Annotated in this window: 13 protein-coding genes and 1 pseudogene; 10 read left to right on the forward strand and 4 right to left on the reverse strand. The window is 70.8% G+C overall.

What is annotated here, in order from left to right; genetic code table 11:
• The 3 genes and pseudogenes from ACFHWS_RS18605 to ACFHWS_RS18615 form a co-directional block, all read left to right on the forward strand.
• Positions 1–86, forward strand: a pseudogene (locus tag ACFHWS_RS18605) (RidA family protein); the annotation flags it as partial.
• Between the two features lie 89 nt (positions 87–175).
• Entirely contained in the window at positions 176–442 is a 267-nt protein-coding gene (locus ACFHWS_RS18610; protein WP_416555878.1) for a hypothetical protein, read from the forward strand.
• 98 nt (positions 443–540) lie between these two features.
• A complete protein-coding gene (locus tag ACFHWS_RS18615; RefSeq protein ID WP_416555879.1) occupies positions 541–1701 on the forward strand; it encodes an alanine racemase in 1161 nt (386 codons plus the stop codon).
• A gap of 357 nt (positions 1702–2058) precedes the next feature.
• On the opposite strand, the gene ACFHWS_RS18620 is transcribed toward ACFHWS_RS18615, so the two are convergent.
• On the reverse strand, positions 2059–4014 hold the full coding sequence (locus tag ACFHWS_RS18620) for a polysaccharide biosynthesis protein (protein WP_416555880.1): 1956 nt from the start codon (positions 4012–4014) through the stop codon (positions 2059–2061).
• A gap of 149 nt (positions 4015–4163) precedes the next feature.
• Here ACFHWS_RS18620 and ACFHWS_RS18625 point away from each other — a divergent pair, with 149 nt between their 5' ends.
• Positions 4164–5669, forward strand: coding sequence for a polysaccharide biosynthesis tyrosine autokinase (locus ACFHWS_RS18625; RefSeq protein WP_416555881.1), 1506 nt, complete (start codon positions 4164–4166; stop codon positions 5667–5669).
• On the opposite strand, the gene ACFHWS_RS18630 is transcribed toward ACFHWS_RS18625, so the two are convergent.
• A complete protein-coding gene (locus ACFHWS_RS18630) occupies positions 5656–6246 on the reverse strand; it encodes a low molecular weight phosphatase family protein (RefSeq protein WP_416555882.1) in 591 nt (196 codons plus the stop codon). The genes ACFHWS_RS18625 and ACFHWS_RS18630 overlap by 14 nt on opposite strands.
• A gap of 129 nt (positions 6247–6375) precedes the next feature.
• Between ACFHWS_RS18630 and ACFHWS_RS18635 the strand changes: the two genes are divergently transcribed.
• From ACFHWS_RS18635 to ACFHWS_RS18650, 4 genes are read left to right on the forward strand one after another with little or no spacing between them, the layout of a single operon-like run.
• Positions 6376–7530, forward strand: a complete 1155-nt coding sequence (locus ACFHWS_RS18635) for a DegT/DnrJ/EryC1/StrS family aminotransferase (RefSeq protein ID WP_416568640.1) — start codon at positions 6376–6378, stop codon at positions 7528–7530.
• A complete protein-coding gene (locus tag ACFHWS_RS18640; RefSeq protein WP_416555884.1) occupies positions 7527–8189 on the forward strand; it encodes a NeuD/PglB/VioB family sugar acetyltransferase in 663 nt (220 codons plus the stop codon). The genes ACFHWS_RS18635 and ACFHWS_RS18640 overlap by 4 nt, the downstream gene beginning before the upstream one ends.
• Before the next feature lie 53 nt (positions 8190–8242).
• Positions 8243–9439, forward strand: coding sequence for a glycosyltransferase (locus ACFHWS_RS18645; RefSeq protein WP_416555885.1), 1197 nt, complete (start codon positions 8243–8245; stop codon positions 9437–9439).
• An 8-nt stretch (positions 9440–9447) separates the two neighbouring features.
• A complete protein-coding gene (locus ACFHWS_RS18650) occupies positions 9448–10698 on the forward strand; it encodes a glycosyltransferase family 4 protein (protein WP_416555886.1) in 1251 nt (416 codons plus the stop codon).
• A gap of 42 nt (positions 10699–10740) precedes the next feature.
• On the opposite strand, the gene ACFHWS_RS18655 is transcribed toward ACFHWS_RS18650, so the two are convergent.
• Positions 10741–12003, reverse strand: coding sequence for a nucleotide sugar dehydrogenase (locus ACFHWS_RS18655; RefSeq protein ID WP_416568641.1), 1263 nt, complete (start codon positions 12001–12003; stop codon positions 10741–10743).
• 359 nt (positions 12004–12362) lie between these two features.
• Between ACFHWS_RS18655 and ACFHWS_RS18660 the strand changes: the two genes are divergently transcribed.
• A complete protein-coding gene (locus tag ACFHWS_RS18660) occupies positions 12363–13076 on the forward strand; it encodes a GNAT family N-acetyltransferase (protein WP_416555889.1) in 714 nt (237 codons plus the stop codon).
• A gap of 46 nt (positions 13077–13122) precedes the next feature.
• On the opposite strand, the gene ACFHWS_RS18665 is transcribed toward ACFHWS_RS18660, so the two are convergent.
• Complete coding sequence (locus ACFHWS_RS18665) at positions 13123–14883, reverse strand: hypothetical protein (RefSeq protein WP_416555890.1); 1761 nt, start codon at positions 14881–14883, stop codon at positions 13123–13125.
• 175 nt (positions 14884–15058) lie between these two features.
• On the opposite strand from ACFHWS_RS18665, the gene ACFHWS_RS18670 reads away from it, so the two are divergent.
• Positions 15059–15541, forward strand: coding sequence for a DUF1707 SHOCT-like domain-containing protein (locus ACFHWS_RS18670; protein ID WP_416568642.1), 483 nt, complete (start codon positions 15059–15061; stop codon positions 15539–15541).
• The last annotated feature ends 33 nt before the right edge of the window (positions 15542–15574 follow it).

Here is a 15574-nt window from a genome sequence, read left to right on the forward strand (position 1 = left end):
CCACCGTCGCCGTCCACCAACTGCCCCACCCGCACCTGCTCATCGAGATCCAGGCCGTCGCCGTAGCACCGGATGGACCCGAGTGATGTCCGACTTGTGGCGACTCGCGTCGGAGGACAAGCGCCGCTGGTCCGTTTCGGGTCCGAAGGATCTGGGGTATGCCGGCTCTCGACGGATGCGGGGTCAAGTCGGCGAAACCCTGGCCACCGCCGAGGCAGCGGGTGCGCACAAGGTGCTCGGCTGCACGGGTCGTGGCACGGTGGCGGTCTGCCAGGATGCCGATCTCGGACCCCCACGGTGCTGTGGCCTGGCCCGGCTCGATTCCGAGACCGGGGTGCGGATCGGCCGGCACGAGCACGTCGGCAGCAACGCTCCGGTTGGGCACGACACCCAGCTCGACGACTACCGACCGTACTGGCTGCTGGCCGGTACGCGCGGGTGAGCGCGACACCACGTTGCGGGGTCGTCGCATGACCATCGCGGTACGGCAGGATGGGCGACGGATACGCTCGTACCGCGACGACGACTGCCGGAGACGCCGTGACCACCCATACCCGACCGCAGACCGCTACGCCGGACCTGTTCGCCGTGCCGGCCGGCCTGGAGACTCCCAATCTGCTGCTCGACCTCGACGTTTTGGAGCGCAACCTCGACGAGATGGCTGGACTGTGCCAACTGCATCAGGTGGGGTTGCGGCCGCATGCCAAGACCCACCGGGTGCCTCGGCTTGCGTCGATGCAGCTGGATCGTGGGGCGGACGGCATCTGTGTGGCGAAGCTTGGTGAGGCCGAGGCGTTCGCCGCGGCCGGGGTGACCCGGATGACAGTGGCCTATCCGCTGGTCGGCCGGGACAAGGCCGAACGCGCCGTACGGTTGGCGCAGCGCTGTGAGCTGACCGTCGGCGCGGACAGCGTCGCCGGTGCCCGGACGCTGGGGGAGGCGTTTGCCGCTGCCGGACGGCTGTTGGACGTACTGCTGATTGTCGACAGTGGTCTGGGTCGGTGTGGGGTGGCGCCGGCGGATGCCGCGCGGATCGCCTGGGACATCGCCGAGCTGCCCGGCGTTCGGTTGACCGGGGTGATGACGTACGAGGGATCGGTGTACGCGGCGACTGACCGTGCGGATCTGACCCGGCGGTCACAGGAGGCGGCCGATGTCATGGTGGATACCGCGGCCGCGATCCGGTCGGCCGGGCTGACCCTGTCGACGGTGTCGCTAGGTGCTTCCGCTTCCGCCCGGACCGTGGTGGCCGAGCCCGGGGTGACTGAGATCCGGCCCGGCATCTACGCCTTCAACGACCTGGGGCAGATCGCGCTCGGCAATGCCACCGTTGCGACCTGCGCGGTGCGGGTCCTCGCCACCGTGGTCAGTCATCCGGAGCCGCACCGTGCCTGCATCGACGCGGGGTCGAAGACGTTCGGCCAGGACGGGCTGCCGGCATCGGCGCATCTCGATGCCTATGGCGGCCACGGGCTGCTGGTGGGGTTGCCCGGGTGGCGGATCGACCGGCTTTCCGAGGAGCACGGTTGGCTGCGGTGGGCCGGGCCGGGGCAGCCGAGTCCGCTCACGGTCGGGCAGCGGGTGCAGGTGGTTCCGAACCACGTCTGCATGGTGTTCGCCGGCCTTGGCGAGGTGACGGCGGTACGCGGTGGCGAGGTGGAGGCGGTCTGGACGACGATCGGGCCGGGCGCGTCGAGGTGACCCGGCATTGACGCAGTTGAGGTGTAGTTGCTACTGCGGTAGCGCCTGGAAGCACGCCTACTACCTGTAGTACCGCGATGTTCGTCCGGACTACCTCGACCGCCTGTGGGATCTGATCGACTGGAGCGGCGTCGCGGCCCGATCCGCCGCCACCAGGTCGGCAGCCAGCCCAATCGTCTTGTCATGAGGTGGCGGCGACCGCCTCGCGTTCGCCGAGTCGGCGCTCACGTTGGTCCGGGCGCAGATCGGACAGAGCATGGACGACCTGGTGCAGGAGCTGTCCCTGCATCTGTCAGCCACGGTGGCCGACCCACCGTCCGAGCCACCAGCGGCGCTCTGACCGGCCACCAGGTCAGGTCAGACCGTCCCGGTGGACCCGTTGTTGCTGACGATTGGGGTGCCGGGCGGGTAGTCCGGCGAGGCGAGACTGCCGTCGCTGTCTGCGGCGAGCATGTCGGCCGGGGCAGCGCCACGCTGCCGACGCGCGCCGACCAGCGGCCGGTGCGGCTCACAGAGCGCGGCCAGCTCGTCAACGAGATCGTCCGGCCGGCCGTACGGGTCGAGCAGGTGCACGTGCACCGGGTCCAGCGCCGGCACCGGGACCTGGGAGATCAGCGGGTGCAGTGGCCGGTTGTCCGGCTCGCCGGTACCGAGCAGGTCCTCGTGCAGTTTCTCGCCAGGGCGCAGCCCGGTGTAGATGATACTGACCGGATTGTCGTACTGCCCGGCGATGCTGCGGGCGACGTCGGCGATCCGTACCGGATCACCCATGTCGAGCACCAGTGACTCGCCGTCGCGGCCGATCGCGGCTGCCTGGATGACCAGTTGCACCGCTTCGTGGATGGTCATGAAGTACCGGGTCACGTCCGGGTCGGTGACGGTGATCGGCTTGCCGGCCGCCGCCTGGGCGAGGAACGCGTGCAGCACCGAGCCGCGGCTGCCGAGCACGTTGCCGAACCGGACGCTGAGGAACGTACCCGGGTTGGCGCTGGCCGCGAAGGCGGTGAGCCGCTCGGTGATCCGCTTTGAGAAGCCGAGCACACTGGTCGGGTCGGCGGCCTTGTCGGTGGAGATGTTCACAAAACGCTCCACACCGGATGCGGCCTCCAACAAGGTCTGGGTGCTCCACACGTTGGTCTTCACAGCCTCACCCGGGTGACGTTCCAGCAGCGTGAGATGTTTGAGCGCGGCGGCGTGGAAGACCACCTCGGGGCGACGGGCGCGCATGATCTGCCGGATCGTGTCGCTGTCGCGCAGATCGGCGAGGATCAGGTCCGGGCTGTCCAGCAGTGCCCGGCCGCGCAACGACAGTTGTACGGCGTGCAGCGCGGACTCGTCGCGGTCGAGCATCATCAGCTCACCGGGCTGGAACCGCTGGATCTGTCGGCACAGCTCGGAGCCGATCGAGCCGCCGGCCCCGGTGACCAGCACCCGTTTGCCGGTCAGATAGCCGGCGATCGAGTCGAGGTCGGTCTCGATCTGGTGCCGACCGAGCAGGTCACTGAAGTCGGGGTCGCGCAGGTCGGTGACGGCCGGCTCGTTCTCCAGCAGTTCGCCGACCGACGGGACCACTTTGAACCGGGCACCGGCCTGGTTCGCGAGGTGGCGTACTTCCCGGATCAGCGCGGCGTCGGCGTTGGCGACCGCGGCGACGACGGTGGTGGCACCGGTACGGGCGGCGACGGCCGGGATGTCTTGTCGGCTGCCCAGTACCGGCACCCCGCTGAGCCGTAGCTGCCGTTTCGCCGGGTCGTCGTCGAGCAGCCCCACCGGCAGGTACCGCCCGCTCGGCTCGTCCAGCATCGCCCGGAGCAGCGACTGGCCGGCGGCGCCGGCACCGAACAGCAGCACCCGCTGGATGTTTCGGCCGGCGGGTCGACGGCGCCGTTGCCGGTGCAGCCGGCGCAGGTACCGGACGCCGAGCATCTGGACGAGGGCCAGGCAGCCACCGACCAGCGGTGCGCTGGCCGGCACCGGCCGTTGTGGTGCGGCGAGGTCGAGCAGCAGCAGCAGGACCATGGTGGCCAGCACGCAGCGGGATACCGCCCACACCTCGTCGAAGCTGCCCAGCCGGTACCGGTCCCGGTACAGGTAGTTGAGGTGACCGGCCACCGTGTGCAGCACGATCGCGGCCAGTGCGACCAGGAGCAGACCGTTGAGGTGTGTTCCGGCGAGGGCGAACTCGTAGCGGGTCCAGACGGCGACGATCAGGCCGGCGCACCAGGCGCCGAGGTCCACCAGCCACATCGGTGCGACGGCGCGTTCCCGGTTGCGGCGGGTGGTGGTGTCAGCGGCTCGGGTCGATGTCTGCATTCCAGCCCCGTTCAGTCGGCGTACGGGCCTCCGCCGGGTACGGCCGGCAGTGCCTGCGGTGTTCACTCCGGATGGATAGCGCAGCAATGACACTATTTGACCAGAAAACCCCGTTTGCCAGTGCAGATTGGTACAAGATGGTGCTGACCATGACGGAGCAGTATCTTTGGGAGGCCGTACCGATGGAACTGCGTGACTACTTCGACGCGGTGCGGAAGCGATGGTTCTGGGTACTCGCCGCCGTGACCGTCGCGGTCGGCGCCGCCGTGCTGATCAATGTCCGGACCACCCCGCAGTACGCCACCTCGGTCACCTTTTTCGTCTCCACCTCCAGCAGCCAGGGGGTGACCGACGCATACCAGGGCGGACTCTTCTCCCAGCAGCGGGTCAAGTCCTACGGCGGCCTACTCACCAGCAGCCGGCTCGCCGAGACCGTGGTCAACCGGCACAGTCTCGGCCTGACCGCCGGCGAGGTGCAGTCGCGGGTCAGCGCCCGCCCGGTGCCGGATACGGTCCTGCTGCAGGCGACGGTGACCGACAGCTCGCCGAACCGTTCGGAGCAGGTCGCCGAGGCGATCGTCGCTGAGTTCGTCCGCCTGGTCCAGCAACTGGAGACCTCCCCGGGCGCCGACCGGCCGGCGATCAAGGTCGAGGTGATCGCCGGCCCGCTACTCAACCCGGTGCCGGTCTCGCCACAACCGGTGCGCAACATCAGCCTGGGCCTGTTCCTCGGGCTGCTCAGCGGGGTCGGCCTGGCACTGCTGCGCGGGATGCTCGACGATACCGTGCGCACGGTCGATCAGATGCGCGACGTCACCGCGACCGGGGTGCTCGGCACGATCCCGTTGGACAACGCGGCCCGGCGCGACCCGCTGATCATCGGCCGGCAGGCACACTCGGCGCGGGCCGAGGCGTTCCGCCAACTGCGGACCAACCTACAGTTCGCCGACGTCGACAAGCCGGTGCGCAGCCTGGTGGTGACCAGTGCGATGCCTGAGGAGGGCAAGACCACCACTGCGGCGAACCTGGCATTGACCTTCGCCGAGGCGGGCAACTCCGTGTTGCTGGTGGAGGCGGACCTGCGCCGGCCTCAGGCGGCCTCCTACCTGAACATGGAGGGCGCGGTCGGGCTGACGAATGTGCTCGCCGGGCAGGCCGAACTCGACGACGTACTGCAACCATGGGGGGACAGCGGGATGACGCTGCTGCCCAGTGGCTTCATCCCGCCGAATCCGAGCGAACTGCTCGGCTCACAGCAGATGGCGGACCTGCTCGCCACGCTGCGCAGCCGGTTCGACGTGGTCATCGTGGACACCGCGCCGCTGGCGCCGGTCACCGACGCGGCGCCGATCGCCGCCCAAGTGGACGGCGTGATCGTGGTGGGACGGTGCGCCAAGACCACCGAGACGCACCTGCGGACGGCGGTCGCCGCGCTACGCGCGGTGGACGCCCGGCTGCTCGGCTGCGTGTTGAACATGACGCCACACCGCAGTGGTGCCTACAACTACTACTACCACGAGCACGGCCGCCGGCGTCGGTCCGCCAACCCGGCCGCTCCGGCCCGGCAGCGTCAGGCGGTCGCGGTTTCCGACACCATGACGGCCGCCGAGGACCAAGCGACGGCGGACGTTGGCGTACCGGTCAAGACTTCGTGATGATGTCCAGCAGGATGTCGATGGTCTGGTCGATCTGGCTGGCGCACATCCGGAAGTCCCCGACCGGCCGCAGCACCGGGTCGGCGAGGTCGTCCTGCTCGGCGGAGACCGGCTGTACCCGGCTGCGAGCGGCCGCCGCAGCAGCCACCAACGACCTGGCCCGGCCGGCGGCGTCGGGTGACGAGGTAGCCGGTGACAGGAGCGCGGCCTGGGCCAGCCGTCCGAACTGGCGGACGGTGAAGGTGTGGGTCAGCGCGGCCGGGGCCAGCGCGACGCAGTACGCCCGGTGCCGGCGGCTGGCGGTCAGCACCAGATCCGCGCGGGCCAGCATGGCGGCATTCACCTGCCGGCTGGCGAACCCGTCCGGATCCGCCTGGCGTTCTCGCAGGACCTGCTCGGTATACGGATGCATCGGCCGGCCGGTCAGCGCTTCGATGCCGGCGCTGTACGCGGCGACATCGGCCCGGTCCGCGCCCAACCGGGTCTGCACGGCGTACCGGGTCAGCCGTTCAGCAAGCGGCGAGCGGCAAATGTTCGCCCGGCACACGAACAGGATGGTGAACCGATCAGTGGTCATCAACGCCAGCCAATCCGATGTCTCCGCGACCGGCCGCCGGACCGAGCCGGCCAGTCGGACGCAGCCATCGACCCGGCCGCGACCAGGCCAGCCTAGCCCGCGACCAGGACATTTCTCCGGAGCCGCGCGATGACCCGGCAGATCTACCTGTCCCCGCCGGACGTCGGCATGCTCGAAGAGGAGTTCCTGGTCCGGACGCTGCGCTCCGGCTGGGTCGCCCCGTCCGGTCCGGAGGTGGACGCCTTCGAGCAGGAGCTGGCCCGGCGCGTCGGGGCCGCTCACGCGGTCGCGGTCAACTCGGCGACCGCCGGTCTGCATCTGGCCCTGCTGGCCCTCGGAGTGGGGCCGGGCCAGGCGGTGGCGGTACCCACCCTGACCTTCGTCGCCACCGCGAACGCCATCGTCTACACCGGTGCCCAGCCGGTCTTCGTCGACTGCGATCCACGGACCGGCAACGTCGACGTCGACCTGCTGGCCGAAGCGCTGACCCGGCGGGAGCCCGGTCAGCCGCCGGTACGCGCGGTGGTGCCGGTCGACATGTTCGGCCGCTGCGCCGACTACGACGAGATCATCCCGTTGTGCGCGGCGTACGGCCTGCCGATCGTGGAAGACGCGGCGGAGGCGCTCGGTGCCGGCCTGCGCGGTCGTCCCGCCGGCGGCTTCGGCCAGGCCGGGGTCTTTTCCTTCAACGGAAACAAGATCATGACGACATCGGGGGGTGGGATGGTGGTCACCGACGACGAGGCGATCGCCCACCGGTGCCGATACCTGGCCAGCCAGGCACGCCAGCCGGTGGCCCACTACGAACACACCGACATCGGCTACAACTACCGGCTGAGTAACCTGCTCGCCGCGCTGGGCCGGGCACAACTGCACCGTCTCGACTCGATGGTCGCCCACCGCAGGGAGACCCGTCAGCGGTACGCGAAGACCCTCGCCGGCGTTCCGGGGGTACGCCTGCTCGGCGATCTCGATGACGAGGCGGACCTCGGCGGCAACGCCTGGCTCACGGTGATCATCGTGGAACCGGCCGAGGCCGGCTGGGACGCCGCCGATCTGGGCTGCTACCTCGCTGATCGGCGGATCGAGACCCGGCCGGTCTGGAAACCGATGCACCGGCAGCCGGTCTTCGCTGCCGCGCCGCGGATCCTCACCGGGGCGGCGGACCGGCTCTTCGCGACCGGATTGGCCCTGCCGAGCGGCTCGTCGTTGACCGACGAGCAGATCGGCCGGGTGCTCGCGGCGATCGAGGCGTTCCTCGACGGACACCGGATCGGCCGATGAGCGTTCGGGACCTGGTGATCGTCGGCTGCGGTGGGCACGGCCGTGAGGTGTTCGGCATCGTCGAGGCCGTCAACCGGGCCGGTCCGGCACCGGCGTGGCGGGTGATCGGATTCGTCGACGACGATCCCAGCCCGGCCAACAAGGACCGCCTCGACCGGCTCGGTGCCGTGCTGCTCGGCGCCGTGGACTGGCTGACCGGGCAGGGTGTCCCGCCGGCGTACGTGATCGGGATCGGCCTGCCGGCGTACCGCCGGGCGGTAGGCCGGCGGATCGACGCTGCCCGGCCGGCGGCGGAACCGCTGGTTGCCGCCACCTTGATCCATCCCAGCGCCACGGTCGGTCTGGATAGCCGGATCGGCGCGGGTTCGGTGCTGTTCGCCGGTGCCCGAGTGACCACCAACGTGACACTCGGCCGGCACGTGCACATCAACCAGAACGGCGTGGTCGGCCACGATACGACCGTCGCGGACTACGGCTCGGTCGGACCGCTGGCGGCTGTCTCCGGATCCTGCACGTTGCACGAAGCCGTCCTGGTGGGGACGACTGCGGCGATTCTTCAGGGCCGCCGGGTCGGTGCCGCAGCCACGGTCGGCGCCGGCGCGTGTGTCGTGCGTGACGTGCTGCCCGGCGCGGTGGTCAGGGGGGTGCCCGCGCGATGAAGGTCCGTTGGCGGTCGCGACGGGTGCCGCCGGTATCGAGGGAGGCGTCAGACATGCGGGTGGTCGTGATACTCAAGACAGCCGAGGGCGGCCGGTGGATCGTGCCCCAGGTCGAGGAGCTGCGTCGGCGCGGCAACGAGGTGACGGTCGTGCTGCCTGCCGGTCCGGGCCGGTTGCGCGAACAGTTGCACCGGGCCGGGGTGCCGATGATCGACTCGCCGTTCCGGTTTCGGTTCCGCCCGACGTTGGCGACGGCCATGCAGCTGTTGTCGCTACGTCGGCTGCTGCGTCGCCTGCGGCCGGACGTGGTGCACTACCACCACTACCACGCGGCGCTGGCGGTCCGGTTGAGCCTGCTCGGGCTCGACGTCGTCAGGGTCTTCATGGTGCCCGGTCCGCTCTTTCTGGAGGCGGCGCCGATCCGCACTGCGGAGCGCCTCCTGGCCCGGCTGGACGACCTCGTGATCGCCGGCAGCACGCACACCGCCGACCTCTACCGGTCGATCGGCAGTCGTGGTGACGCGCTGGCGGCGGTGCCGTACGGGGTGGACACCCGGCTGTTCCGCCCGCCGGACGCCGCCACCCGGGCCGCCGCGCGTCGCCGGCTGGGTCTACCGGCAGACGTGTTCGTGGCGGTCATGGTGGCGTACGTGTACGCCCCCAAGTCGATGGTGCACCGGGGAACCGGTATCAAGGGTCACGACGTGCTACTCGCGGCGTGGCGGTCGTTCGCCCAGGACTGTCCCCGCTCCCGGCTGATCCTGGTCGGTGGGGGTTGGGACACGTCCGGTGAGGAGCACCGGCAGGACCTGCTACGACGTTTCGACGTGACGGCCGATCCGACCGTCGACTGGTTCGCCGGCGTCATCGACGTACGGCAGTATTACGCTGCGGCTGATGTCAGCGTCAGCCCGTCGCGGTCGGAGAACCACGGAGCGGCGCTGGAAGCCGGAGCGTGCGGGGTGCCCTGTGTCGTGTCCGACGCCGGCGGACTGCCGGAGACAGTCAACCGGGACAGCGGTTGGGTGGTCCCGACCGGTGACGTCGAGGCGCTCGCCGCCGCGCTGCGCGGCGCACACGCGGAGCTCCGGTCCGGTCAACTCGCCCGGCGTTCACCGGCGGCACGGGAACACATCCAGCGGCGGTTCGACAGCGGTGACTGCGCCCGAGCGGTGGCCGACCTGGTCGAGACGGCCGGCGGGGGCCAGCCGGTGCCGCGCCGGCGGCTGACTCTGACGACCGCCCTGTAGGGAGCACAGTGGAGAACTTGCCAGGTTCCGCGATGGGCACCGTCGCGGTCAGTACCCAGAGCCGGTTCCAACGCACACCGGATGGTGCCGTGTGGACCGTGATCGGGCCGGCGCACGGCTTCTGGGCCCGGTACCTGTCTGCCTTCGACCGGGTCCGACTGCTCGCTGAGGTCACCGACGTACCGCTACCGCCGACCGGGGCCTGCCGGGTGGACGGCGCGGGAGTGGAAGTCTGGCCGCTGCCGTGCGGTCGTGGGCCCCGCAGCCTGCTGCCGGGTCGTGCGGCGCTGCGCAGGTCGTTGCGGTACGGGGTAGACGACGTCGACGCCGTCATCCTGCGGAGTCCGTCACCAGCCGCCAACCTGCTCGCACCGATCCTGCGGCGCTCGCACCGTGGCTACGCGGTCGAGGTCGTGGCAGACCCGCAGGACATGTTCGACGGCCCGGTGGCGAGGTACCCGGTGCGTCGCTGGCGCGCTCACCGGGCGGCGCGCCAGCTGCTGGAGCAGTGCCGGGACGCCATCGCCGTGGCCTACACCACCGGAACATCGCTGCAGCTGCGATGCCCGCCGGGTCCGCACACCGTCGCCGCCGACTATCCGGACGTCGACCTGCGGGCCGACGCGTTCGTCTGCGAGCCACGCGAACCGGTGGCGTCCGGCGGCCCGGTGACGCTGATCTCGGCCGGGACGCTCGACCGCTCCCGGCACGGCGTCGACGTCGTCCTGGCGGCGATGCGTCGGCTGGCAGACGACGGCATCCGGGCCGACCTGGTCCACCTGGGCGACGGCCGGTCCCGGCCGCAGCTGGAACGCCGTGCGGCCCGGCTGGGACTGACCGACCGGGTCGTCATCGCGGGTGAGCGTCCCGCTACCGAGATCCGGTCCTGGCTGGACGCCGCCGACGTGTTCGTGTCGCCGACTCCCGCCGGCGCGCACTCCCCGGTAGTGGTCGAGGCGATGGCCCGGGGCCTGCCGGTGGTCGCCGTCGCGGCGGTGGGCCCGCCGGACCTGTTCGAGGCGGACTGTCTGGTCAGCCCCGGTGATCCGGCGACGCTGGCCGAGGTGGTCCGGCGGCTGCTGAACCAGCCGCAGCGGATGGTCGAGGTGGCGGCGGCCGGTCTGGTCCGGTCCCGCGGCTACCGCACCGAGCTCGTGGCACCTCGGCGGGCGATGTTCTACCGTGCCGTCCGGATGGCCGGTCGTCCGATGCCGGTGGCACTGGCGGCCCGGGCGCGGGAACGCGCCCCGACGAGCTGAGACCGGGTCAGCGCCCCGCCGCCCAGGTAGGCGGCGGGCCGGTCACAGCAGTTCCGTGCCGGCGGTGGCGGCCAGCCTCCGGCGGGTGTCCAGCACCAGTGGCGCATCGCTGAGCAGGGAGTAGTCGATCCCGTCGTGGTCGGTCAGCACGACCACCGCGTCAGCGGCTTCGACCTGGTCGACGGTGAGCGGCACCGCCCGCACGAAGGCTGGCATCTGCTCCGGGCGCAGGTGTGGGTCGACGACGTGCACCTGCGCGCCGGCCAGGTGCAGCAGTTCGGCGACGCGGACAGCCGGAGACTCGCGACAGTCGCCACTGTTGCGCTTGTACGCCAGCCCGATGAGCAGCACCCGCGCGCCCCGCAACGCCCGGCTGCGCCGGTTCATCGCGTTGGTCAACCGTTCCACGACGTACATCGGCATGTAGTTGTTCACGTCGTTGGCGAGTTCGACGAACCGGAAGTTGCGGCCGAGGGTCCGCTTGACTTCCCAGGACAGGTAGGACGGGTCGACCGGCAGGCAGTGCCCACCGACGCCCGGGCCGGGGGTGAACCGTAGGAAGCCGAACGGCTTGGTGCTGGCGGCGTCGATCGCCTCCCAGATGTCGATGCCCAGCATGTGCGCGTACACCGCCAGCTCATTGACCAGGGCGATATTGACGTGTCGGAAGGTGTTCTCCAGCAGTTTGGTGGTCTCGGCCTCCCGGGTGCCGGCGACCGGCACCGTCCGGTCCACCAGACCGTCGTAGAACGACTGCACCGACCGCAACGACTCGGGGGTGATCCCGGAGACCACTTTCGGAGTGTTGACGAATGTCCATTCGCGGTTGCCCGGGTCGATGCGCTCCGGGCTGTACCCGAGGTGGAAGTCGAGCCCTGCCTGCAGACCGCTGCCCTTCTCCAACAGCGGCCGGAGAAACTCGTCGGTGGTGCCGGGGTAGGTCGTCGACTCCAGGATCACCGTCGCGCCGGGAGTGAGCTGCTCGGCGAGCGACCGGGCCGCCTGGTCGATGTACCGCAGGTCGGGTGCGCCGTCCCGCAACGGCGTCGGCACGGTGATCACTGCGGTGTCAAATCCCGCGGCTGCGGCGTAATCGGTGGTCGCGGTGTAGCGGCCGCTGCTCAACGCGGCGTGCAGCTCGGCGTCGGTGACATCCTCGACGTACGAGATGCCCGCGCGCAGCATCCGGATCCGCTCGGCGTCGGTGTCCAGCCCGACGACCAGGTGTCCGACCGCTACGGCGCGCATTGCCACGGGCAGGCCGACGTATCCCTGGCCGACGATCACCACCGGTGTGTTCGCCATGTCCTCCTACTTTCTAGAACCTAATAATCGATATAGGCATTAAATCACCCTAAGTTGGTTATATGCGCCCAGATCTGGTTTTCCGGGGCAGCTGAAATTCGTTCGTGCCGGCGTGGCGGCCGGCCCGACAATCGCCCGATGACAGCGACCACCGAGATTCCGTCACTTCCTGCTGGATACACCCAGCGGCCCGCCGGGCCCGATGACGCACCAGCCGTCTTCCAGTTGATCGCCACCTGCAACACCGCGGTCATCGGCCGACCCGACGCGGGACGGTTGGCTGGTGCAGGACCCGGGTGGCGTGACGGTCGGCTGGGGTTGGGTGTGCCGCAAGGGGAGTAGCGACACCGCCGACATCGATGCGTACCATCTCGACACCGAGCCGGCGGCCGGCGACTGGCTCTGGTACCAGGCCCGACGTCGCGATCGCCGCCGAACTGGGCCATTCCCGGGCCGTGCTGGACGTCGGCTGCTACCGGGAGGACACCGCCACGGCCGGACGGCGCACCGAGCTCGGCTTCTCGGTGGCGACCGTGTTGAACCGATTATTCGTCCCGCACGACGCGGCGAGCCCGATGGCTGACCCCGGGGAACCCGACGCTGTGCGGATCCGCAGCACCGGCGACGATCTCGAGGTCCGTCACCAGGCATGGACGGTGCACCAAGCCGCCTTCGCCGACCACTTCGGTTTCGCGGCCAAGGCCTACCCCGACTGGGTCCGGCATCTCGAGTCGCACAGTGACCACGACTGGTCGCTGGGTGAGGTCGCATACCTGGACGGCGTCCCGGCCGCGATTGTGTTGCGGTCGCATGCCTTCGTGGCCGACGGGCAGAGCGGCTACATGCGGCTGCTCGCGGTCCGACCTGAATGGCAGGGGCGTGGCCTGGGTCGCCTGCTGCTGCGCCGGGCGTTCGCCGCCGACGTCGCCGACCAGCGGCGGGGCACCTTTCCTGCACGTCGATACCGACCCCCGGCGGCTGGCGCTGCGCCTGTACCTTTCCGAGGGCATGCGGCCGGTGCAGATCATCGACGCTTGGCGACTGACCGTCCCGGTGACGCCCTGACCGGGTGACGTACCCGACTCGACAGGCTGGAGCCGTCGACAGGCTGGACCCGGCTCACCGCTCGGCCACCAGCGCGGCCACCGTCCGCCGCATGGCCTGCTCGAACAGCTCCCCGTCGACGACGGCCAGCGACGCGGTCATCGACACCACGACCAGCGTGGTGTCGACCTGTATGACAGCCAGTGCGGTCGTCGCGGTGACCCGTCCGGCACCGCGGCCAAGCGTCCGTACCAGGTCCATCCGCCAGGCGCGATCGCCGACGGCCGGTGCCGCGCGGGGCAGCGACTGGACCCGTAGCCCGGATCGTCGGTCGGTGAACTCCCGACAGGCCGCGCCGGCCCGTTCGACTGCGGCGAAGACCATCTCCACCGGCCGCGTCGAGGACATCGCGTCCGGCCGGTACGACACGACGTCGATCTGCAGGGTGGTCCTGCCGAGCCCACCGCCGCCCGGTGCAAGCGTCGCGTAGCGCGCCACGCCCCGCCCGGTACGTCCGGCGGCCGCCCGGCGCAGATAGTCGTTGACGATCGACGGCTGACAGCCGGCCGGTCGACTCCCAGCCGGTGGTGGTGCCGGGAGCGGATCCGCCCGCCACGCCGGGCCGAGCACGAGCTCGACGGCTCGGGCGACCCGGTCCGCCGCGGTCGTGTCGATCGGGACGGGACCGGCGGTCCTCGGGCCATCCGGACGGGCACGGCGGGCGTGGTCCGGGTCGGCTCCGCCGCCCGGGTCGGATCCGCTGTCCGGGACGGCGGGCGACGGCTGGACCAGCAGCGGTGCGGCGAGATTCGGCGCGGCCGCGGTGTCCACCGGGAAGGCGAGCAGACCGGCGACTACTCCCGCCAACATCGCCGGGACGGCAGCTGTGCCCCAGGATCCGGCCGCGCTGGGCCGTCCAGCGGTCAGCGCCGGCAGCAGGCCGGCCAGGACCAGCAGAGCGGGTGCCAGTGCGGCGCCGGCGACCAGCCAATCTCCCGCGGCGGGTGCCAGGTGCCACAGGACGGACGCCCCGGCCTGGCCCCCCGCACCGGCGATCACCCCGGCGGCTGGCACGGCGCACCAGACCGCAGCCCGGGCGCCGCGCGTCCCGCCCGGGCCGCGGCGCAATCCGACAGTCAGGACGGCGACGGCGGCGGCCAGCAGCAGCACGCGGGCCGTCGACCCGGCAAGCGTGCCGGGCCCTAACCCGGTGAACGCGGGTCCGGTGAACGCGGCCGCTGCGGCCAGTGCGGCGCTCACCGAGGCCAGTAGCCACGGCCAGCCGCGCAGCACGGCGCGGCGAGTGCTCCGGCCGGAGGTGATCCGGTCCAGTTCGGCGCGGACGAGCGGGTCGAACACCACCGGAACCAACGGTTGTCGGACCGCCGCCGCCGGCAGCACGACCGCCGTCCGCTGGCCGGGACCGGCGATGCTGTCCGTCCGATGGCCGCCGATCCGCAACCGAGGCCGGTGGGAACCGACCAAGCTGTGCTGCCGGCAGAGTTCCTCGAAACGCGCCTCGGCCATCGGATGGGCCGGGGGTAACCGGGCGATCCAGTGTTGGGCGCGTACCGTCGTGACCAGCGTCCCGGCCAGACCACTGCCGAGCGCGATCGCCGCCCCGGAGGTCATCAGGGCGCCGACGGCCCAGGTCACCTCGGTCAGGCACATCGTCTGGTCGCTGGCCGAGGGCGGGCAACGGGTCAGCACGTCCAGATACGCCAGCCCGATGGGACGGTACGCCAGGGCCAGCATCCCGCCGGTGGCCGCGCCGAGCGCGGCGAGTGCGACCGCGACCAACAGCAGCGGCCAGGTCCTGCCACCCCTGGGCGTCATGCCGACGGACCCCCTTGACGTCCTCTTCCTGAAGGAAGAGGAATCCGGTCTGCGCCATACCCGGAGGGGCGCCACGACTGCATCGCGTACCGAACGTAGTCATGATGGGGGATTTCGGCCCGCTGGTCCAGCGTGACCTGCGGAGACCGTCAGATGGGGTAGCCTCGGAAACACGGTGGAAGGCGGCGACGGGGTCAGCAAGCGGGTCGGTGACGAGCGGGTCGGTGACGCGCAGCGCAACCACGTCATCGAGCTGCTCGCCCAGGCGCTCGGTGAGGGCTATCTGGACCTCACCGAGTACGAGCGGCGGCTGGTTGAGGCGACTGCGGCGACAACGTCGGGGGAGCTCGTTGCGCAACTGGCCGAGCTGCCACGGCGGTTCGACTGGGACCCTGGTACGCCGGTCGTCGGTTCGTCCGTCGCCGACCGGTCCCGAGCCCGGCGTACCTCTGCTGCGTTGGTTATGGCCGTCGCGTCGCTGCCGTTCGCCGCCTGCTACGGCGCTGGCGCGGTACCGGCTGTCGCAGCGATCGCGCTGGCGGGTCCGGGTCGACGGGTTCCAGACCAGCGGGGCAGGGCGCTGGCAGCGATCGTGATCGGCTTGGTCGGCGTGGTCGGGTCCGTGCTGAGCGTCGTCCTGCTGCTCGTCGTCGGCTGATCGCCCGGCCGTCTCCCGGTAAAGTGCCATCTA

It is taken from the genome of Micromonospora sp. LOL_013, assembly GCF_048060315.1.
GTDB lineage: Bacteria > Actinomycetota > Actinomycetes > Mycobacteriales > Micromonosporaceae > Micromonospora_E.